Here is a 16,915-nt window from a genome sequence, read left to right as displayed (position 1 = left end):
AGATGGTGATGCCGGGCGACAACGTGAAGATGAACGTGACGCTGATCGCGCCGATCGCGATGGAAGAGAAGCTCCGCTTCGCCATCCGTGAAGGCGGCCGTACCGTCGGCGCCGGCGTCGTATCCAAGGTGTTGAAGTAATTTAGTCCGCGTTCGGCGGGACTAGGAGTGTAGCTCAACTGGTAGAGCACCGGTCTCCAAAACCGGGGGTTGGGGGTTCGAGCCCCTCCACTCCTGCCACCGCGGACCAGTACGTACTGAAGGGACTCTTGTAGAGGTCATGGCGAAAACCAATCCGCTTGAGTTCATCCAGCAGGTGAGGTCCGAGACCGCGAAGGTCACGTGGCCTACCCGGCGCGAAACCATCATCACCACCGTCATGGTGTTCATCATGGTGACTTTCGCGACGGTGTTCTTCTTCCTGGCCGATATGGGCCTGAAGACGGCTGTTGCTTTCGTGCTGGGAATTGGAAGCTGAGGTCGGGGATCGCTCCCCGGGAAGAAAGACATATGGCCAAACGCTGGTACATCGTTCACGCCTACTCGAACTTCGAGAAGAAGGTCGCGGAGTCGATCCGCGAGCAGGCTGAGCAGCAGGGACTTGCGGATCAGTTCGAGGAGATCCTCGTGCCGACCGAAGAAGTCGTCGAAGTGCGTCGCGGCCGCAAGATCAACGCCGAGCGCAAGTTCTTCCCGGGCTACGTGCTCGCGAAGATGGACCTGACCGACCAGACCTATCATCTGGTCAAGAACACGCCGAAGGTCACCGGCTTTCTCGGCGCGGACAACAAGCCGCAGCCGATCAGCCAGGGCGAGGTCGATCGCATCCTGCATCAGGTGCAGGAGGGCGTCGAGCGTCCGAAGCCGTCGATCACCTTCGAGATCGGCGAGCAGGTTCGCGTCGCGGACGGTCCGTTCGCGTCGTTCAACGGTTTCGTCGAGGAAGTCGACGAAGAGAAGGCACGGCTCAAGGTCGCCGTGTCGATTTTCGGCCGCGCCACGCCGGTCGAACTCGAGTACGCGCAGGTCGAGAAGCTCTAGACCTGTTTTTCTTGTGGGAGACACACCGGCCCATTCGATCCGGTGTGTCGTTGACCACTAACCCATTATCTCCGGGATGTCCGGAAGGGGACTGAAATGGCTAAGAAAATCGAAGGCTACATCAAGTTGCAGGTGAAGGCTGGCCAAGCCAACCCGTCACCGCCCATCGGACCCGCGCTCGGTCAGCGCGGTCTGAACATCATGGAATTCTGCAAGGCGTTCAACGCGCAGACGCAGAAGATGGAGCCGGGTACGCCGATCCCGGTCGTCATCACCGCGTTCTCGGATCGCTCCTTCACCTTCCAGATGAAGACGCCGCCGGCGTCCTTCTATCTGAAGAAGGCGGCGAAGATCGAATCCGCGTCGAAGACTCCGGGCCGCGGCGCGCCCGCCGGCACGGTCACGCTCGCCCAGTGCCGCGAGATCGCCGAGACGAAGCTCGCCGACCTCAACGCCAAGGACCTCGACCAGGCGACGAAGATTATTGCCGGATCCGCCCGTTCCATGGGCCTGCAGGTTGTGGAGTAAGGGCGATGAGCAGCAACAACGGAAAGCGCATTGAAAAGGCCCGTGAGGGTATCGACAGCAAGAAGTCGTACACGCTCGCGGATGCGGTGAAGCTCGTTAAGGAACGCGCCACGGCGAAGTTCGACGAGACGATCGAAGTCGCGATCGCGCTCGGCGTCGATCCGCGTCACGCCGACCAGATGGTCCGTGGCGTCGTCGCTCTGCCGAACGGCTCGGGCCGCTCGGTCCGCGTCGCGGTCTTCGCGAAGGGCGACAAGGCGGAGCAGGCCAAGAAGGCCGGTGCCGACATCGTCGGTGCGGAAGACCTCGCCGAGATCATCCAGTCGGGCAAGGTCGATTTCGACCGTTGCATCGCGACGCCGGACATGATGCCGCTCGTCGGTCGTCTCGGTAAGGTGCTGGGTCCGCGCGGCCTGATGCCGAACCCGAAGGTCGGCACGGTGACGCCGGACGTCGCCGAAGCGGTCAAGGCCGCCAAGGGCGGCGCGATCGAGTTCCGCGTCGAGAAGGCCGGCATCGTTCAGGCCGGCGTCGGCAAGGCGAGCTTCACGGAAGATCAGATCGCGGGCAACATCCGCGCGCTCATCGACGCCGTGCAGAAGGCGAAGCCGGCGGGTGCCAAGGGCACCTATATAAAGAAGATCGCGATCAGCTCGACCATGGGCCCTGGCGTCAAGGTCGAGCCGCAGAGCATCGCCGCGGCCTGAGGGCTGGCGGTCGACAAGTTTCCGTTTCGCCTCTTCGGAGGCGGGACGGCAAGGCGGACGGGAAGCGTGGACACTTCGATTTCGGTCGGAGTGGCTACGCCATCGTCCGTTCACCTGTCCGAGACTGCGGGTGCCGAGGCGTGAGCCGAGGCTTAATCGCCAAAGAGGGCGGCCGGCAATAGACGGGAGTTTGAACGGTTTCATCGGCCTTCGGGCCAGTGGGAACGGTTGGAACCCGGGACAGGCAAGTGAGCGCTGCTCGTCGGAGCCCGCGAAGCTGGCCTTCGAGGTACGAGACGAGCGGCAAATGCCAATGGCGGACCGAGCTCCACGATGATCGTGGTGCGAAGCCGCCCCCAGGCGCACGAGGGTTTCGTGCGCACGGAGAGAGCAAGTGGATAGAGCTGGTAAGTCTGAGCTCTTGACGCACCTCAACGGCGTTTTCGCGAACGCCAATGTGGTCGTTGTCGCCCACTACAGTGGCCTCACCGTGACGGAGCTGACAAATCTCCGTGAACGGATGGCCAAGGCTGGCGCCGAGTTCAAGGTTACGAAGAACCGGATCGCCAAGCTCGCTCTGGACGGCACCAAGGCGAACGCAAAGATCGCTGATCTGTTCGCCGGGCCGACGGCAATCGCTTATTCGCAAGACCCGGTCGCAGCCCCCAAGGTTGCGGCGGAGTTCGCCAAGACGAACCAGAAGCTGGTGATTCTCGGCGGCGCGATGGGCGAGACGTTCCTCGACGCGAATGCAGTGAAGCAGCTTGCCGAACTGCCGTCGCTCGACGAGCTGCGTGCAAAGTTGCTGGGCATGATCCAGACGCCTGCGACCCGCATTGCGGGTGTGGTGCAGGCGCCTGCGGCTCAGCTGGCGCGCGTGCTGAATGCCTATGCCACCAAGGGCGAAGCAGCCTGAACCCCGAATGGGGCTGCTGTCGTGATACCCGATACCAACCGAACCTAGAGAGATATGAAAAATGGCTGATCTTGCAAAAATCGTCGACGAGCTTTCGAGCCTTACGGTTCTCGAAGCCGCCGAGCTTTCGAAGCTTCTCGAAGAGAAGTGGGGCGTTTCGGCTGCGGCTCCGGTCGCCGTCGCTGCCGCCGGTGGCGGCGCTGCCGCTCCGGCCGCTGAAGCCCAGACCGAGTTCACGGTCGTTCTTGCCGCCGCCGGCGACAAGAAGATCGAGGTGATCAAGGAAGTCCGTGCGATCACCGGTCTCGGCCTCAAGGAAGCGAAAGACCTCGTCGAAGGCGCTCCGAAGACCGTCAAGGAAGGCGCGTCGAAGGAAGAAGCCGACAAGCTCAAGGCCCAGCTCGAGAAGGCTGGCGCCAAGGTCGAACTCAAGTAATTCGACTTTCTGCATGAGACGGGGCGAAGGTCTGACCTTCGTCCCGGCCTCACCCCGAAACGGGCGAGGCGGATGACAATGGCCGAGCAGACTGACCGGGCAGCTCGGTGTCCCCCTGAAGAAGTCCCGGCCGCCGTTCTTATGAGAGCGTTGCGAGGAGCACAGATGACGCAGTCCTTCACTGGTCGCAAGCGGGTTCGCAAATCCTTCGGGCGCATTCCGCAGATCGCGGAAATGCCGAACCTCATCGAAGTTCAGAAATATTCCTACGACCAGTTCCTGCAGGTTGATGAACCGAAAGGCGGCCGCCCCGACCAGGGCCTTCAGTCCGTCTTCAAATCGGTTTTCCCGATCAGCGATTTTTCCGAAACGGCCACTCTTGAGTTCGTGCGCTACGAATTCGAGCAGCCGAAATACGACGTCGACGAATGCCAGCAGCGGGGCATGACCTTTGCCGCGCCGCTCAAGGTGACGCTGCGCCTGATCGTCTTCGAGGTCGACGAGGACACCGGCGCGAAGTCGGTCAAGGACATCAAGGAACAGGATGTCTACATGGGCGACATGCCGCTCATGACCGAGAACGGCACCTTCGTCATCAACGGCACCGAGCGCGTCATCGTTTCGCAGATGCACCGCAGCCCGGGCGTCTTCTTCGATCACGACAAGGGCAAGACACATTCGTCCGGCAAGCTTCTCTTCGCCGCGCGCGTCATTCCCTATCGCGGTTCGTGGCTCGACTTCGAGTTCGACGCGAAGGACATCGTCTTCGTGCGCATCGACCGTCGCCGCAAGCTGCCGGTGACGACGCTTCTCTATGCGCTCGGTCTCGACTCGGAAGAGATCCTGCACACCTTCTACAAGCGTGTCGTCTTCTCCCAGGCGAAGGACGGCTGGCGCGTGCCTTTCGACGCGGAGCGTTTCCGCGGCGTGAAGCCGGAACGCGACCTCATCGACGCCAAGACCGGCAAGGTCGTCGTCGAAGCGGGCAAGAAAATGACGCCGCGCCTCGCGCGCAAGCTCGCGGAAGACGGCCTCAAGGAACTCCGCGTTCAGGACGAGGATCTCTTCGGCCGTTATCTGGCCGACGAAATCGTCAACATGGAGACGGGCGAGATTTTCGCCGAGGCCGGCGACGAAGTGACGCCGAAGCTTCTCGAGACGCTCATCGACGCGGGTTACACCGAAATTGCGACGCTCGACATCGACCATGTCAACACGGGTGCGTTCATCCGCAACACGCTCGCGGTCGACAAGTGCACGAGCCGCGATCAGGCCCTCATCGACATTTACCGCGTGATGCGCCCCGGCGAGCCGCCGACCCCGGAGACGGGCGAAGCGCTCTTCCAGAGCCTTTTCTTCGACGGCGAGCGCTACGATCTCTCCGCCGTCGGTCGCGTGAAGATGAATATGCGCCTCGACCTCGACGCCGAGGACACAGTGCGCGTTCTGCGCCGCGAGGACATCATCGCCGTCATCAAGACGCTGGTGGGTCTGCGCGACGGCAAGGGCGAAATCGACGACATCGACAATCTCGGCAATCGCCGCGTGCGTTCGGTCGGCGAGCTGATGGAGAACCAGTACCGCGTCGGTCTGCTCCGCATGGAGCGGGCGATCAAGGAGCGCATGTCCTCGGTCGACATCGACACGGTGATGCCGCACGACCTCATCAACGCGAAGCCGGCGGCGGCCGCGGTGCGTGAGTTCTTCGGCTCCTCGCAGCTCTCGCAGTTCATGGACCAGACCAATCCGCTCTCCGAGATCACGCACAAGCGTCGTCTCTCGGCGCTTGGACCTGGCGGTCTGACACGCGAACGCGCCGGCTTCGAAGTGCGTGACGTCCATCCGACGCATTACGGCCGTATCTGCCCGATCGAAACGCCGGAAGGCCCGAACATTGGTCTGATCAACTCGCTCGCGACTTTTGCGCGCGTGAACAAATACGGCTTCATCGAGAGCCCGTACCGGCGCGTCAAGGGCGGCAAGGTGACCGACGAGGTCGTCTATCTCTCCGCCATGGAAGAAGCGCGCTACCGCGTCGCCCAGGCGAACATCTCGCTCGGCAAGAAGGGCGAGATCGAGGGCGAGCTCGTCAATTGCCGCATCGACGGCGACTTCGAGATGGTTCCGCCGGAGCAGGTCGATTTCATCGACGTGTCGCCGAAGCAGATCGTTTCCGTGGCCGCGGCGCTGATCCCGTTCCTCGAGAACGACGACGCCAACCGCGCGCTCATGGGCTCGAACATGCAACGTCAGGCCGTGCCGCTCATCCGTTCCGAGGCGCCGCTCGTCGGCACCGGAATGGAAGAAGTGGTGGCGCATGACTCGGGCGCGGCGATTGCCGCGCGCCGCACGGGCATCATCGACCAGGTCGATGCGACACGTATCGTCGTGCGCGCGACCGAAGAACTCGACGGTGCGAAGTCCGGCGTCGACATCTACAACCTGCGCAAGTTCCAGCGCTCCAACCAGAACACCTGCATCAACCAGCGTCCGCTGGTGCGTGTGGGCGATCAGGTCAAGAAGGGCGATATCATCGCGGACGGTCCCTCGACCGAACTCGGCGATCTCGCGCTCGGCCGGAACGTGCTCGTCGCGTTCATGCCCTGGAACGGCTACAACTTCGAAGACTCGATCCTGATCTCGGAGCGCATCGTGCGCGACGACGTGTTCACCTCCATCCACATCGAAGAGTTCGAAGTGATGGCGCGCGACACGAAGCTCGGGCCTGAGGAAATCACGCGCGATATTCCGAATGTCGGCGAAGAGGCTCTGAAGAACCTCGACGAAGCCGGCATCGTCTATATCGGTGCGGAAGTGAACCCCGGCGACATTCTCGTCGGCAAGATCACGCCGAAGGGCGAAAGCCCGATGACGCCGGAAGAAAAGCTTCTGCGCGCCATCTTCGGCGAAAAGGCCTCCGACGTGCGTGACACGTCGCTTCGTCTGCCGCCCGGCGTCGCCGGCACGGTCGTCGAGGTGCGCGTGTTCAACCGCCACGGCATCGACAAGGACGAGCGCGCGATGGCGATCGAGCGCGAGGAAATCGAGCGTCTCGCGAAAGACCGCGACGACGAACTCGCGATCCTCGAGCGCAACGTCTATGGCCGCCTCGCCGAGCTTCTGAACGGCAAGCAGGTTGTGTCGGGCCCGAAGGGCGTCGAAGCGGGATCGAAGGTTTCGCAGGGCGTGCTCGACGACTTGACCAAGGGCCAGTGGTGGCAGATCGCCGTCGGCAACGAAAAGACGCAAGCCGACATCGAAGCGCTGCGCAAGCAGTTCGACGAAGGCAAGGAGCGTCTCGAAGCGCGCTTTGCCGACAAGGTCGACAAGCTGCAGCGTGGCGACGAACTGCCGCCGGGCGTGATGAAGATGGTCAAGGTGTTCGTCGCGGTGAAGCGCAAGCTGCAGCCGGGCGACAAAATGGCCGGACGTCACGGCAACAAGGGTGTCATCAGCCGCATCGTGCCGATGGAAGACATGCCCTACCTCGAAGACGGTCAGCCGGTCGACATCGTGCTCAATCCGCTCGGCGTGCCGAGCCGCATGAATGTCGGTCAGATTCTCGAGACCCATCTTGGCTGGGCTTGCGCAAGCCTGGGCAAGAAGATCTCTGCCGCTCTCGACGTCTATCGTCGCGAGCAGAAGATCAAGGATCTGAAGGATCTGGCGAAGACGATCTATGGCAAGGATGAGACGGTCGCGTCGCTCGACGACGATCAGCTCGTCGAGATGGCCGGCAATCTCGAAGCCGGTGTTCCGATCGCGACGCCCGTCTTCGACGGCGCCCACGAGCCGGACATCGTCGAGATGCTGGAACTTGCCGGCGTGGACCGCTCGGGTCAGGTCGTCCTTCACGACGGACGGACCGGCGAGCAGTTCGATCGCAAGGTCACGGTCGGCTACATCTACATGCTGAAGCTGCACCATCTCGTCGACGACAAGATTCATGCGCGCTCCATCGGGCCGTACTCTCTTGTCACGCAGCAGCCCCTGGGCGGTAAGGCCCAGTTCGGCGGTCAGCGTTTCGGCGAAATGGAAGTGTGGGCGCTCGAAGCTTACGGCGCCGCCTACACGCTCCAGGAAATGCTCACGGTGAAGTCGGACGACGTGGCCGGCCGCACCAAGGTCTACGAGGCGATCGTCCGCGGCGACGACACCTTCGAGGCGGGCATCCCCGAAAGCTTCAACGTGCTCGTGAAGGAAATGCGCTCGCTCGGCCTCAACGTCGAGCTGCTGGTTCCGCAGGCGAGCTAAACGACAAAGCGAGCGGCGCGCTTCGATTTCGGAGCGCGCCGCAGCTCCCGCCCAAGAGGTGAGGGAGCGACGACATAGACATACGGGGTACGTGTCCGGCCGGCCCCACCGGACACGAAAGATGCGATCCCCGTTTTCCTGGAGGCCCTAGGAGACGTGCATGAACCAAGAGGTCATGAACATTTTCAACCCGACGGTCCCCGCGCAGACCTTCGATCAGATCAAGATTTCGATCGCGAGCCCGGAGCGGATCCTGTCGTGGTCCTACGGCGAGATCAAGAAGCCCGAGACGATCAACTACCGTACGTTCAAGCCGGAACGCGACGGCCTTTTCTGCGCGCGTATCTTCGGGCCGATCAAGGACTACGAATGCTTGTGCGGCAAGTACAAGCGCATGAAGTACAAGGGCATCATCTGCGAAAAGTGCGGCGTTGAAGTGACGCTGTCGAAGGTCCGGCGCGAGCGCATGGGCCACATCGAACTCGCGGCGCCCGTCGCCCACATCTGGTTCCTGAAGTCGTTGCCGTCCCGCATCGGTCTTCTGCTCGACATGACGCTGAAGGATCTCGAGCGCGTTCTCTATTTCGAGAACTACATCGTGCTCGAGCCGGGCCTCACGCCGCTGAAGGAGCGTCAGCTCCTTGCGGAAGAGGAGTATCTCGACGCGCAAGAGCAGTATGGCGAGGACAGCTTCACGGCCGCCATCGGCGCCGAAGCCATCCGCGAAATCCTGACGGCGCTCGATCTCGAGAAGATCGCCGCGGACCTTCGCGTCGAAATCGCCGAGGCGACGACGGAACTGAAGCCGAAGAAGCTCGCCAAGCGTCTGAAGCTGATCGAGGCTTTCATCGAATCCGGCAACAAGCCGGAATGGATGATCCTGACCGTCGTGCCGGTGATCCCGCCGGAACTGCGTCCGCTCGTCCCGCTCGACGGCGGCCGCTTCGCGACGTCCGATCTCAACGACCTCTATCGCCGCGTCATCAACCGCAACAACCGCTTGAAGCGCCTGATGGAGCTCCGTGCGCCGGACATCATCATCCGCAACGAAAAGCGCATGCTGCAGGAAGCCGACGATGCATTGTTCGACAACGGCCGTCGCGGCCGCGTCATCACGGGCGCCAACAAGCGCCCGCTGAAGTCGCTCGCCGACATGCTGAAGGGCAAGCAGGGCCGCTTCCGTCAGAACCTGCTCGGCAAGCGCGTCGACTATTCGGGCCGTTCGGTCATCGTCGTCGGTCCGGAGCTGAAGCTCCACCAGTGCGGCCTGCCGAAGAAGATGGCGCTCGAACTCTTCAAGCCGTTCATCTATTCGCGTCTTGAAGCCAAGGGGCTCAGCGCAACGGTCAAGCAGGCGAAGAAGCTCGTCGAGAAGGAGCGTCCCGAAGTCTGGGACATTCTCGAACAGGTCATTCGCGAGCATCCGGTGCTGCTCAACCGCGCGCCGACGCTTCACCGTCTCGGCATTCAGGCCTTCGAACCCACGCTGATCGAAGGCAAGGCGATCCAGCTTCACCCGCTGGTCTGCGCCGCCTTCAACGCCGACTTCGACGGCGACCAGATGGCCGTGCACGTTCCGCTGTCGCTCGAAGCGCAGCTCGAAGCGCGCGTCCTGATGATGTCGACGAACAACATCCTGCATCCGGCCAACGGCTCGCCGATCATCGTGCCGTCGCAGGACATCGTTCTCGGTCTCTATTACGTCTCGATCGCCAAGCAGAACGAGCCGGGCGAGGGCATGATCTTCTCGAGCCTTCAGGAAATCGAGCATGCGCTTGCGGCCAAGGCCGTGACGCTGCACGCCAAGGTGAAGGCGCGTTACAAGACGGTCGATGCCGAAGGCAAGCCGATCACGCTCGTCGTCGACACGACGCCGGGCCGCATGATGGTGGGCGAACTTCTGCCGCGCCATCCCAACGTGCCCTTCGACCTCGTCAACCGTCTGCTGACGAAGCGTGACATCTCGAAGATGATCGACGTGGTCTATCGCCACTGCGGCCAGAAAGAGACGGTCATCTTCTGCGACCAGATCATGGCGCTCGGCTTCACGCAGGCCTTCAAGGCGGGCATTTCCTTCGGCAAGGACGACATGGTCATCCCCGAGGAGAAGGAGAAGCTCGTCGGCGAGACCCGTTCGCTCGCGACCGAATACGAACAGCAGTACATCGACGGCCTGATCACCCAGGGCGAGAAGTACAACAAGGTCGTCGACGCCTGGGCGAAGTGCACCGATCGCGTCGCCGACGTGATGATGCAGAAGATCTCGGCCGTTCAGGTCGATCAGGAGACCAAGCGCGAGAAGCCCATCAATTCAATTTACATGATGGCTCACTCGGGCGCTCGTGGTTCGCCCGCCCAGATGAAGCAGCTCGCCGGCATGCGCGGCCTCATGGCCAAGCCGTCGGGTGAAATCATCGAGACGCCGATCATCTCGAACTTCAAGGAAGGCCTCACCGTTCTCGAGTACTTCAACTCGACCCACGGTGCCCGTAAGGGTCTTGCCGATACCGCGCTGAAGACGGCGAACTCGGGTTACCTCACGCGTCGTCTCGTCGACGTCGCGCAGGACTCGATCATCTCCGAGTTCGATTGCGGTTCGGAAGGCGGCATCACGGTCCAGGCGGTGATCGACTCGGGCGAAATCATTGTCTCTCTCGGTACGCGCGTCCTTGGACGCACGACCGCGGAAGACGTGCTCAACCCGGTGACGGGCGAAGTTCTCATTGCGAAGAACACGCTCATCGAAGAAAGCCATGTCGATCAGATCGAGGCGGCGAACCTTCAGGCGATCCGCATCCGCTCCGTGCTGACTTGCGAATCCGAAACGGGCGTCTGCGGCGCCTGCTACGGCCGCGATCTCGCGCGCGGTACGCCGGTCAATCTCGGCGAGGCTGTCGGCGTCATCGCCGCGCAGTCCATCGGCGAGCCGGGCACGCAGCTCACCATGCGCACGTTCCACATCGGCGGAACGGCGCAGGTGGTCGACTCCTCTTTCGTCGAGTCGAACCACACCGGCATCGTCAAGATCGTCAACCGCAACGTCGTCAAGGACTCCGAAGGCCAGCTCGTGGTCATGGGCCGCAACGTGCAGGTCCAGGTTCTCGACGAGCAGGGACGCGAGAGGGCGAGCCACAAGCTCACCTACGGTTCGCGCCTCAAGGTGGATGACGGCGCGAAGATCGAGCGTGGCCAGCGTATCTCCGAGTGGGATCCGTACACCATGCCGATCCTCACCGAAGTCAACGGTCACGTCGAGTTCGAGGATCTGGTCGAAGGCGTGTCGATCCGCGAAGTGGCGGACGAGGCGACCGGCATTTCCAGCCGCGTCGTCGTTGACTGGCGTGCTTCTCCGCGCGGCAGCGAGCTTCGGCCCGCCGTCGTCGTGAAGGACAAGAACGGCAAGATCCTGAAACTCGCGAGCGGCAACGATGCCCGCTACCTGCTGTCGGTCGACGCCATTCTGTCGGTCGAGAACAGCGCGGAAGTCCATGCCGGCGACGTACTGGCGCGTATTCCGACGGAAGGTGCGAAGACGCGCGACATCACCGGCGGTCTGCCGCGTGTCGCCGAACTCTTCGAGGCGCGCCGTCCGAAGGATCACGCGATCATCGCGGAGGCGACCGGCAAGGTCGAATTCGGCAAGGACTACAAGAACAAGCGCCGCATTATCGTGCATCCGCTCGATGAGAGCCTCGAGCCGATCGAATATCTGATCCCGAAGGGCAAGCATATCGGCGTGCAGGAAGGCGACATCATCGAGAAGGGCGAGTTTCTCCTCGACGGTCACCCCGCGCCGCACGACATTCTTGCGATTTCGGGCGTCGAGCAGCTCGCGGCCTATCTCGTCAATGAGATCCAGGACGTCTACCGCCTGCAGGGCGTGTCGATCAACGACAAGCACATCGAAGTGATCGTGCGCAACATGCTGCAGAAGGTGGAGATCACGGACTCGGGCGACTCCACCAACCTGCCGGGCGAACAGCTCGACCGGACGGAGTTCGAGGAGATCAACGCGAAGCTGAAGGCGCAGGGCAAGCGCGAGATGGCGGCGAGCCCGGTGCTCCTCGGCATTACCAAGGCTTCGCTCCAGACGCGGTCCTTCATCTCGGCCGCCTCCTTCCAGGAGACGACGCGCGTTCTCACCGAAGCCGCGGTCAACGGCAAGGTGGACCAGCTCATCGGCCTCAAGGAGAACGTCATAGTCGGCCGGCTCATCCCGGCAGGCACCGGCGGCATGCTCCAGCGCCTCCGTGCGGAAGCGCAGAAGCGCGACGAGAAGATCGCCGCCGAGCAGGGCGGTCAGCTCCCGCAGGCGAGCGAGCCTGTGGTGGTCGACGTTACGACCACGGCCGGCACCCACGCCGGATAAGGGCGCTGCCAAACAGCTTTGAAGTCACAGGCCGTCATGGAAACATGACGGCCTGTTTCTTTAGGGAGGGAGCATGAGGGAGCTTTGGCGGGGAATGCTCGGCGCGTCGTTTGCGCTTTGCATGATGGCGTCGGCTGTTGCGGCGGGGCAGATACCCCAGGCCGAGCGGCTGGATCTCCGGCGCGAATATATTCTCGCCAATACCGAGTTCACGGTTCTGCACGAGATGGGCCATGTCGCCTTCCAGGAATTCGACGTGCCGCTCTTCGGCCATGAAGAGGAATCCGCCGACACCTTCGCGACCATCTTGATGATTCTGAATTACGGCGTCGATGTCGATCCGAAGCACATGGACCGCCTCCTCATGGTGTCGGCCGAGTGGTACGACGAATGGAAGCTGCTCGATGCGCGCGATGCCGCGCGCTCCTATTGGGACGAACATCCGCTTTCGATCCAGCGCTTCTACAACATCAATTGCCTGGCCTTCGGCGCGAACGAGGAGATGCTCGGACTGCTGCTCGATCACCCCTCGGACTTGCTGCCGGTCGAGCGGGGCTGGTTCTGCGATCGCGAATTCGCCCGCGCCAGGGCGGCGACCTTCTGGCTTTACGATCGCCATCGCAAGACGCCGGCGACGCCCGACAGGGGCGAGCAAACCAGAATGCCGATGATCACCGTCACCTATGACGAACCGGAGACGGAGGACGTCAGGAAGGCTTATGCGCTGCTGCGTTCCGCGGGCATCGCCGAGCGCATCGCCCGGCGCCTCGATGAGCTCATCGCCTGGCCGCATCCGATCAGCATCAACTTCGTGAGCTGCGGCGCGAGCACCGAAGCCTATTTCAACGAAAGAGTGCGCGGCATCTTCATCTGCGCCGGCCTCATCACCCAGTTCGGTCAGATGGCCGACTATCAGGCTGGTCAGGATTCGACCAGACTCTGCGGCAACCTGGCGATCCGGCGTGTCATGGGGGACCGCCTTGGGTGCAACTCCGAACTGGCGACGGGAGCATCTGGTCCGGCGCCTGCGCCCGCGCCGATTCGAGCCAGATAATCACCCATAATGCAGATGAAGCGGAGATTCGGTCCGCCGGGAAGATCGAAGCCGATTCCCGCCTCGGGCCTTCGATTCGCCGCCCTGCCAAGGTCGAAAAACCTCTTCCTTGGGCCCGTTTGGCCTCATATAAGTGCGACATGAGAGCCCCGATCGGGAAAAGCAGGGCTAGATGCCCGTTTTCGTTGATTTTCTTAAGGATCGGACTTGACGACCCCCGGGGTGCCGAGTAGCTTCCGCCCACTTTCGCCGCAGGTAGTAGGGGCAACCGAGCCGATCCGGCCGGACCTAGACACTGGGGCCAGTAAACCGAAGACGAGGAATGGCGCACGACTCGAGCGCATAGCTTGAGTCCTCTGCATTTGGGCACTAACCCCGTGAAGGGATCGGTGCCCATAACTGCGCTCAGCCTTTCAAATGAAAGGGTGTGCGAGGTTTTTGTTTTGAACAACGAGATCGAGCAGGCCACTTAAATATGCCCACGATCAATCAGCTAATCCGCAATCCGCGCACGCCCATCGTGAAGCGGAACAAGGTCCCGGCGATGCAGGCATGTCCGCAGAAGCGCGGCGTTTGCACGCGCGTCTACACGACGACGCCGAAGAAGCCGAACTCCGCTCTTCGTAAGGTCGCCCGTGTGCGCCTGACGAATGGCTTCGAAGTCACGAGCTACATCCCCGGTGAAGGCCACAACCTTCAGGAACACTCCGTTGTTCTGATCCGCGGCGGCCGCGTGAAGGATCTTCCCGGCGTTCGCTATCACATCATCCGCGGCGTGCTCGATACGCAGGGCGTGAAAGACCGCCGCCAGCGTCGTTCGAAGTACGGCGCGAAGCGTCCGAAGTGAGGAACTAGAACATGTCGCGTCGCCACCGCGCAGAAAAACGAGAAGTCATTCCGGACGCCAAGTTCGGCGACGTCATTCTCGCCAAGTTCATGAACAGCCTGATGTATCACGGCAAGAAGTCCGCCGCGGAAAGCATCATCTACGGCGCGTTCGACCAGATGGAAAAGAAGGCGAAGGTCGATGCGCTTCGTACCTTCCACGAAGCCCTCGACAACGTGATGCCTTCGATCGAAGTGCGTTCGCGTCGCGTCGGCGGCGCGACCTACCAGGTCCCCGTCGAAGTTCGTCCGGACCGCCGCCGTGCGCTCGCCATCCGCTGGATCATCTCGGCGGCCCGCGCGCGCAATGAGACGACCATGATCGGCCGTTTGTCGGGCGAACTGCTCGACGCAGCCAACAACCGCGGCAACGCGGTCAAGAAGCGTGAAGACACGCACCGGATGGCGGAAGCCAACCGCGCCTTCTCGCACTACCGCTGGTAACCAAGTCCTTCTGAGGCCATTGTCATGCCCCGTCAGACCAAGCTCGAAGATTATCGCAATATCGGTATCATGGCGCACATTGATGCCGGTAAGACGACGACGACCGAGCGCATCCTCTACTATACGGGCGTGAGCCATAAGATCGGCGAAGTCCATGACGGCGCTGCCACCATGGACTTCATGGAGCAGGAGCAGGAGCGTGGCATCACGATCACCTCCGCCGCGACGACCTGCTACTGGAAGGGTCACCGTCTCAACATCATCGACACCCCCGGCCACGTCGACTTCACGATCGAAGTCGAGCGTTCGCTCCGCGTGCTCGATGGCGCCGTCTGCGTGCTGGACTCGAGCCAGGGCGTCGAGCCCCAGACGGAAACGGTGTGGCGCCAGGGCGACAAGTATCATGTGCCGCGCATCGTCTTCTGTAACAAGATGGACAAGATCGGCGCGGACTTCGACCGCTGCCTGAACGACATTGTGCAGCGCCTCGGCGCGAAGCCGGTGCCCGTGCAGCTGCCGATCGGCGCCGAAGGTGATTTCCGTGGTGTCGTCGACCTCGTCAACATGGTCGCCTATGTCTGGGGCGCCGACGACAAGGACACCTCGTTCGAGACGGTCGAAATTCCCGCCGACCTGAAAGACAAGGCCGTCGCCGCCCGCAGCGCGCTGATTGAAGCCGCAGTCGAGATGGACGATGCGGCGATGGAAGCCTATCTGGACGGCACCGAGCCGGACAACGACACGCTCCAGCGCCTGATCCGCAAGGCCGTCCTCAACGCCGCCTTCTATCCGGTGTTCTGCGGCACTGCCTTCAAGAACAAGGGCGTGCAGCCTCTTCTCGATGCTGTCGTCGCCTACCTGCCGTCGCCGCTCGAAGTGCCGGCGATCAAGGGCATCGACGTCAAGACGGGTGAAGAAACCACCCGCAAGTCGTCGGATGACGAGCCGCTCGCGCTGCTCGCGTTCAAGATCATGGACGATCCGTTCGTCGGTTCGCTGACCTTCTGCCGCATCTATTCGGGCAAGGTCGAAGCCGGCATGACGCTGCTGAATTCGCCGCGCGAGAAGAAAGAGCGCGTCGGCCGCATGCTTCTGATGCATGCCAACAACCGCGAAGACATCAAGGAAGCTTTCGCCGGCGACATCGTCGCGATCGCGAGCCTCAAGGACACGCGCACCGGCGACACGCTGTGCGATCCGCTTCACCCGGTGATCCTCGAAAAGATGGAGTTCCCGGAACCCGTCATCGAGATCGCGGTCGAGCCGAAGACGAAGGTCGACCAGGAAAAGATGGGCGTCGCGCTGCACAAGCTCGCGGCTGAAGATCCGTCCTTCCGCGTCTCGACGGATCAGGAAAGCGGTCAGACGATCCTGAAGGGGATGGGCGAACTCCATCTCGACATCAAGGTCGACATTCTCCGCCGCACCTACAAGATCGACGTCAATGTCGGCGCTCCGCAGGTTGCCTATCGCGAAGCGATCACCAAGCGCGCCGAAATCGACTACACGCACAAGAAGCAGTCGGGCGGTTCGGGCCAGTTTGCCCGCGTCAAGATCGTTCTCGAGCCGGCCGAGCCGGGCACGGGCTTCGTGTTCGAAAGCAAGATCGTCGGCGGTTCGGTGCCGAAGGAATATATCCCCGGTGTCCAGAAGGGCATCGAGAGCGTGAAGGACTCGGGTCCGCTTGCCGGCTTCCCGATGATCGACTTCAAGGCGACGCTGATCGACGGCGCCTACCACGACGTCGACTCGAGCGCGCTCGCTTTCGAAATCGCCGCCCGGGCCGCGTTCCGTGAAGGTGCGCAGCAGGCCGGTGTGAAACTCCTCGAGCCGATCATGAAGGTCGAGGTCGTGACGCCTGAGGATTTCCTCGGCGGCGTCATCGGCGACATCAACTCGCGTCGTGGCCAAATCCTGGGCACGGACCAGCGTGGCAACGCGCAGATCGTCAACGCGATGGTGCCGCTCGCCAATATGTTCGGATACGTGAACACGCTCCGCTCGATGAGCCAGGGCCGTGCGAGCTACTCCATGCAGTTCGATCACTACGAGCAGGTTCCGCAGGCGGTCTCGGACGAAGTCCGGGCAAAGCTCGCCTAATCAGTTAATCGAAGTCAGTTCCAGAAGGATTGGAGCGCCGAGATGGCCAAAGAGAAATTTGAGCGCAATAAGCCGCACTGCAACATCGGGACGATTGGTCACGTCGATCACGGCAAGACGACGCTGACGGCAGCGATCACGAAGGTTCTGGCGGAATCGGGCGGGGCGACGTTTTCGGCCTA

General features: G+C 62.2%; 13 protein-coding genes, 1 tRNA gene and 1 pseudogene. All 15 read left to right on the top strand.

What is annotated here, in order from left to right:
* Positions 1-140: pseudogene (gene tuf, locus VMR03_RS01385) on the top strand (elongation factor Tu); the annotation flags it as partial.
* A 23-nt stretch (positions 141-163) separates the two neighbouring features.
* Positions 164-239, top strand: a tRNA-Trp gene (locus VMR03_RS01380).
* A gap of 40 nt (positions 240-279) precedes the next feature.
* Complete coding sequence (gene secE / locus VMR03_RS01375; RefSeq protein ID WP_325401525.1) at positions 280-477, top strand: preprotein translocase subunit SecE; 198 nt, start codon at positions 280-282, stop codon at positions 475-477.
* Between the two features lie 32 nt (positions 478-509).
* Positions 510-1,040, top strand: coding sequence for a transcription termination/antitermination protein NusG (gene nusG, locus VMR03_RS01370; RefSeq protein ID WP_325401523.1), 531 nt, complete (start codon positions 510-512; stop codon positions 1,038-1,040).
* A 96-nt stretch (positions 1,041-1,136) separates the two neighbouring features.
* Complete coding sequence (gene rplK / locus VMR03_RS01365) at positions 1,137-1,568, top strand: 50S ribosomal protein L11 (protein ID WP_325401521.1); 432 nt, start codon at positions 1,137-1,139, stop codon at positions 1,566-1,568.
* A gap of 5 nt (positions 1,569-1,573) precedes the next feature.
* Entirely contained in the window at positions 1,574-2,275 is a 702-nt protein-coding gene (gene rplA, locus VMR03_RS01360) for a 50S ribosomal protein L1 (RefSeq protein WP_325401518.1), read from the top strand.
* A 394-nt stretch (positions 2,276-2,669) separates the two neighbouring features.
* Positions 2,670-3,191, top strand: a complete 522-nt coding sequence (rplJ, locus tag VMR03_RS01355; protein ID WP_325401516.1) for a 50S ribosomal protein L10 — start codon at positions 2,670-2,672, stop codon at positions 3,189-3,191.
* 61 nt (positions 3,192-3,252) lie between these two features.
* A complete protein-coding gene (gene rplL / locus VMR03_RS01350) occupies positions 3,253-3,627 on the top strand; it encodes a 50S ribosomal protein L7/L12 (RefSeq protein WP_325401514.1) in 375 nt (124 codons plus the stop codon).
* Positions 3,628-3,792: 165 nt separating this feature from the next.
* The gene (gene rpoB, locus VMR03_RS01345) at positions 3,793-7,881 is read left to right on the top strand and encodes a DNA-directed RNA polymerase subunit beta (protein ID WP_325401512.1); all 4,089 of its coding nucleotides are present in this window, start codon (positions 3,793-3,795) and stop codon (positions 7,879-7,881) included.
* Positions 7,882-8,041: 160 nt separating this feature from the next.
* Entirely contained in the window at positions 8,042-12,250 is a 4,209-nt protein-coding gene (rpoC, locus tag VMR03_RS01340; protein WP_325401510.1) for a DNA-directed RNA polymerase subunit beta', read from the top strand.
* A gap of 94 nt (positions 12,251-12,344) precedes the next feature.
* Positions 12,345-13,304 (top strand): DUF4344 domain-containing metallopeptidase, encoded by a 960-nt coding sequence (locus VMR03_RS01335; RefSeq protein ID WP_325401508.1) that lies wholly within the window; start codon positions 12,345-12,347, stop codon positions 13,302-13,304.
* Positions 13,305-13,779: 475 nt separating this feature from the next.
* Positions 13,780-14,151 carry a 30S ribosomal protein S12 gene (gene rpsL, locus VMR03_RS01330; RefSeq protein ID WP_325401506.1) on the top strand — a complete coding sequence of 124 codons (372 nt, stop codon included), beginning with the start codon at positions 13,780-13,782 and terminating at the stop codon, positions 14,149-14,151.
* A gap of 11 nt (positions 14,152-14,162) precedes the next feature.
* The gene (gene rpsG, locus VMR03_RS01325; RefSeq protein WP_325401504.1) at positions 14,163-14,633 is read left to right on the top strand and encodes a 30S ribosomal protein S7; all 471 of its coding nucleotides are present in this window, start codon (positions 14,163-14,165) and stop codon (positions 14,631-14,633) included.
* A 24-nt stretch (positions 14,634-14,657) separates the two neighbouring features.
* On the top strand, positions 14,658-16,733 hold the full coding sequence (gene fusA, locus VMR03_RS01320; protein ID WP_325401502.1) for an elongation factor G: 2,076 nt from the start codon (positions 14,658-14,660) through the stop codon (positions 16,731-16,733).
* 42 nt (positions 16,734-16,775) lie between these two features.
* A partial coding sequence (locus VMR03_RS01315) for a GTP-binding protein (RefSeq protein ID WP_325401527.1) occupies positions 16,776-16,915 on the top strand: 140 nt, incomplete at its 3' end.

It is taken from the genome of Parvibaculum sp. (genome assembly GCF_035511255.1).
Classification (GTDB): domain Bacteria; phylum Pseudomonadota; class Alphaproteobacteria; order Parvibaculales; family Parvibaculaceae; genus Parvibaculum.
Note: the sequence above shows the minus strand (reverse complement) of the source record. Positions and strands in the feature narration are given on the sequence as shown.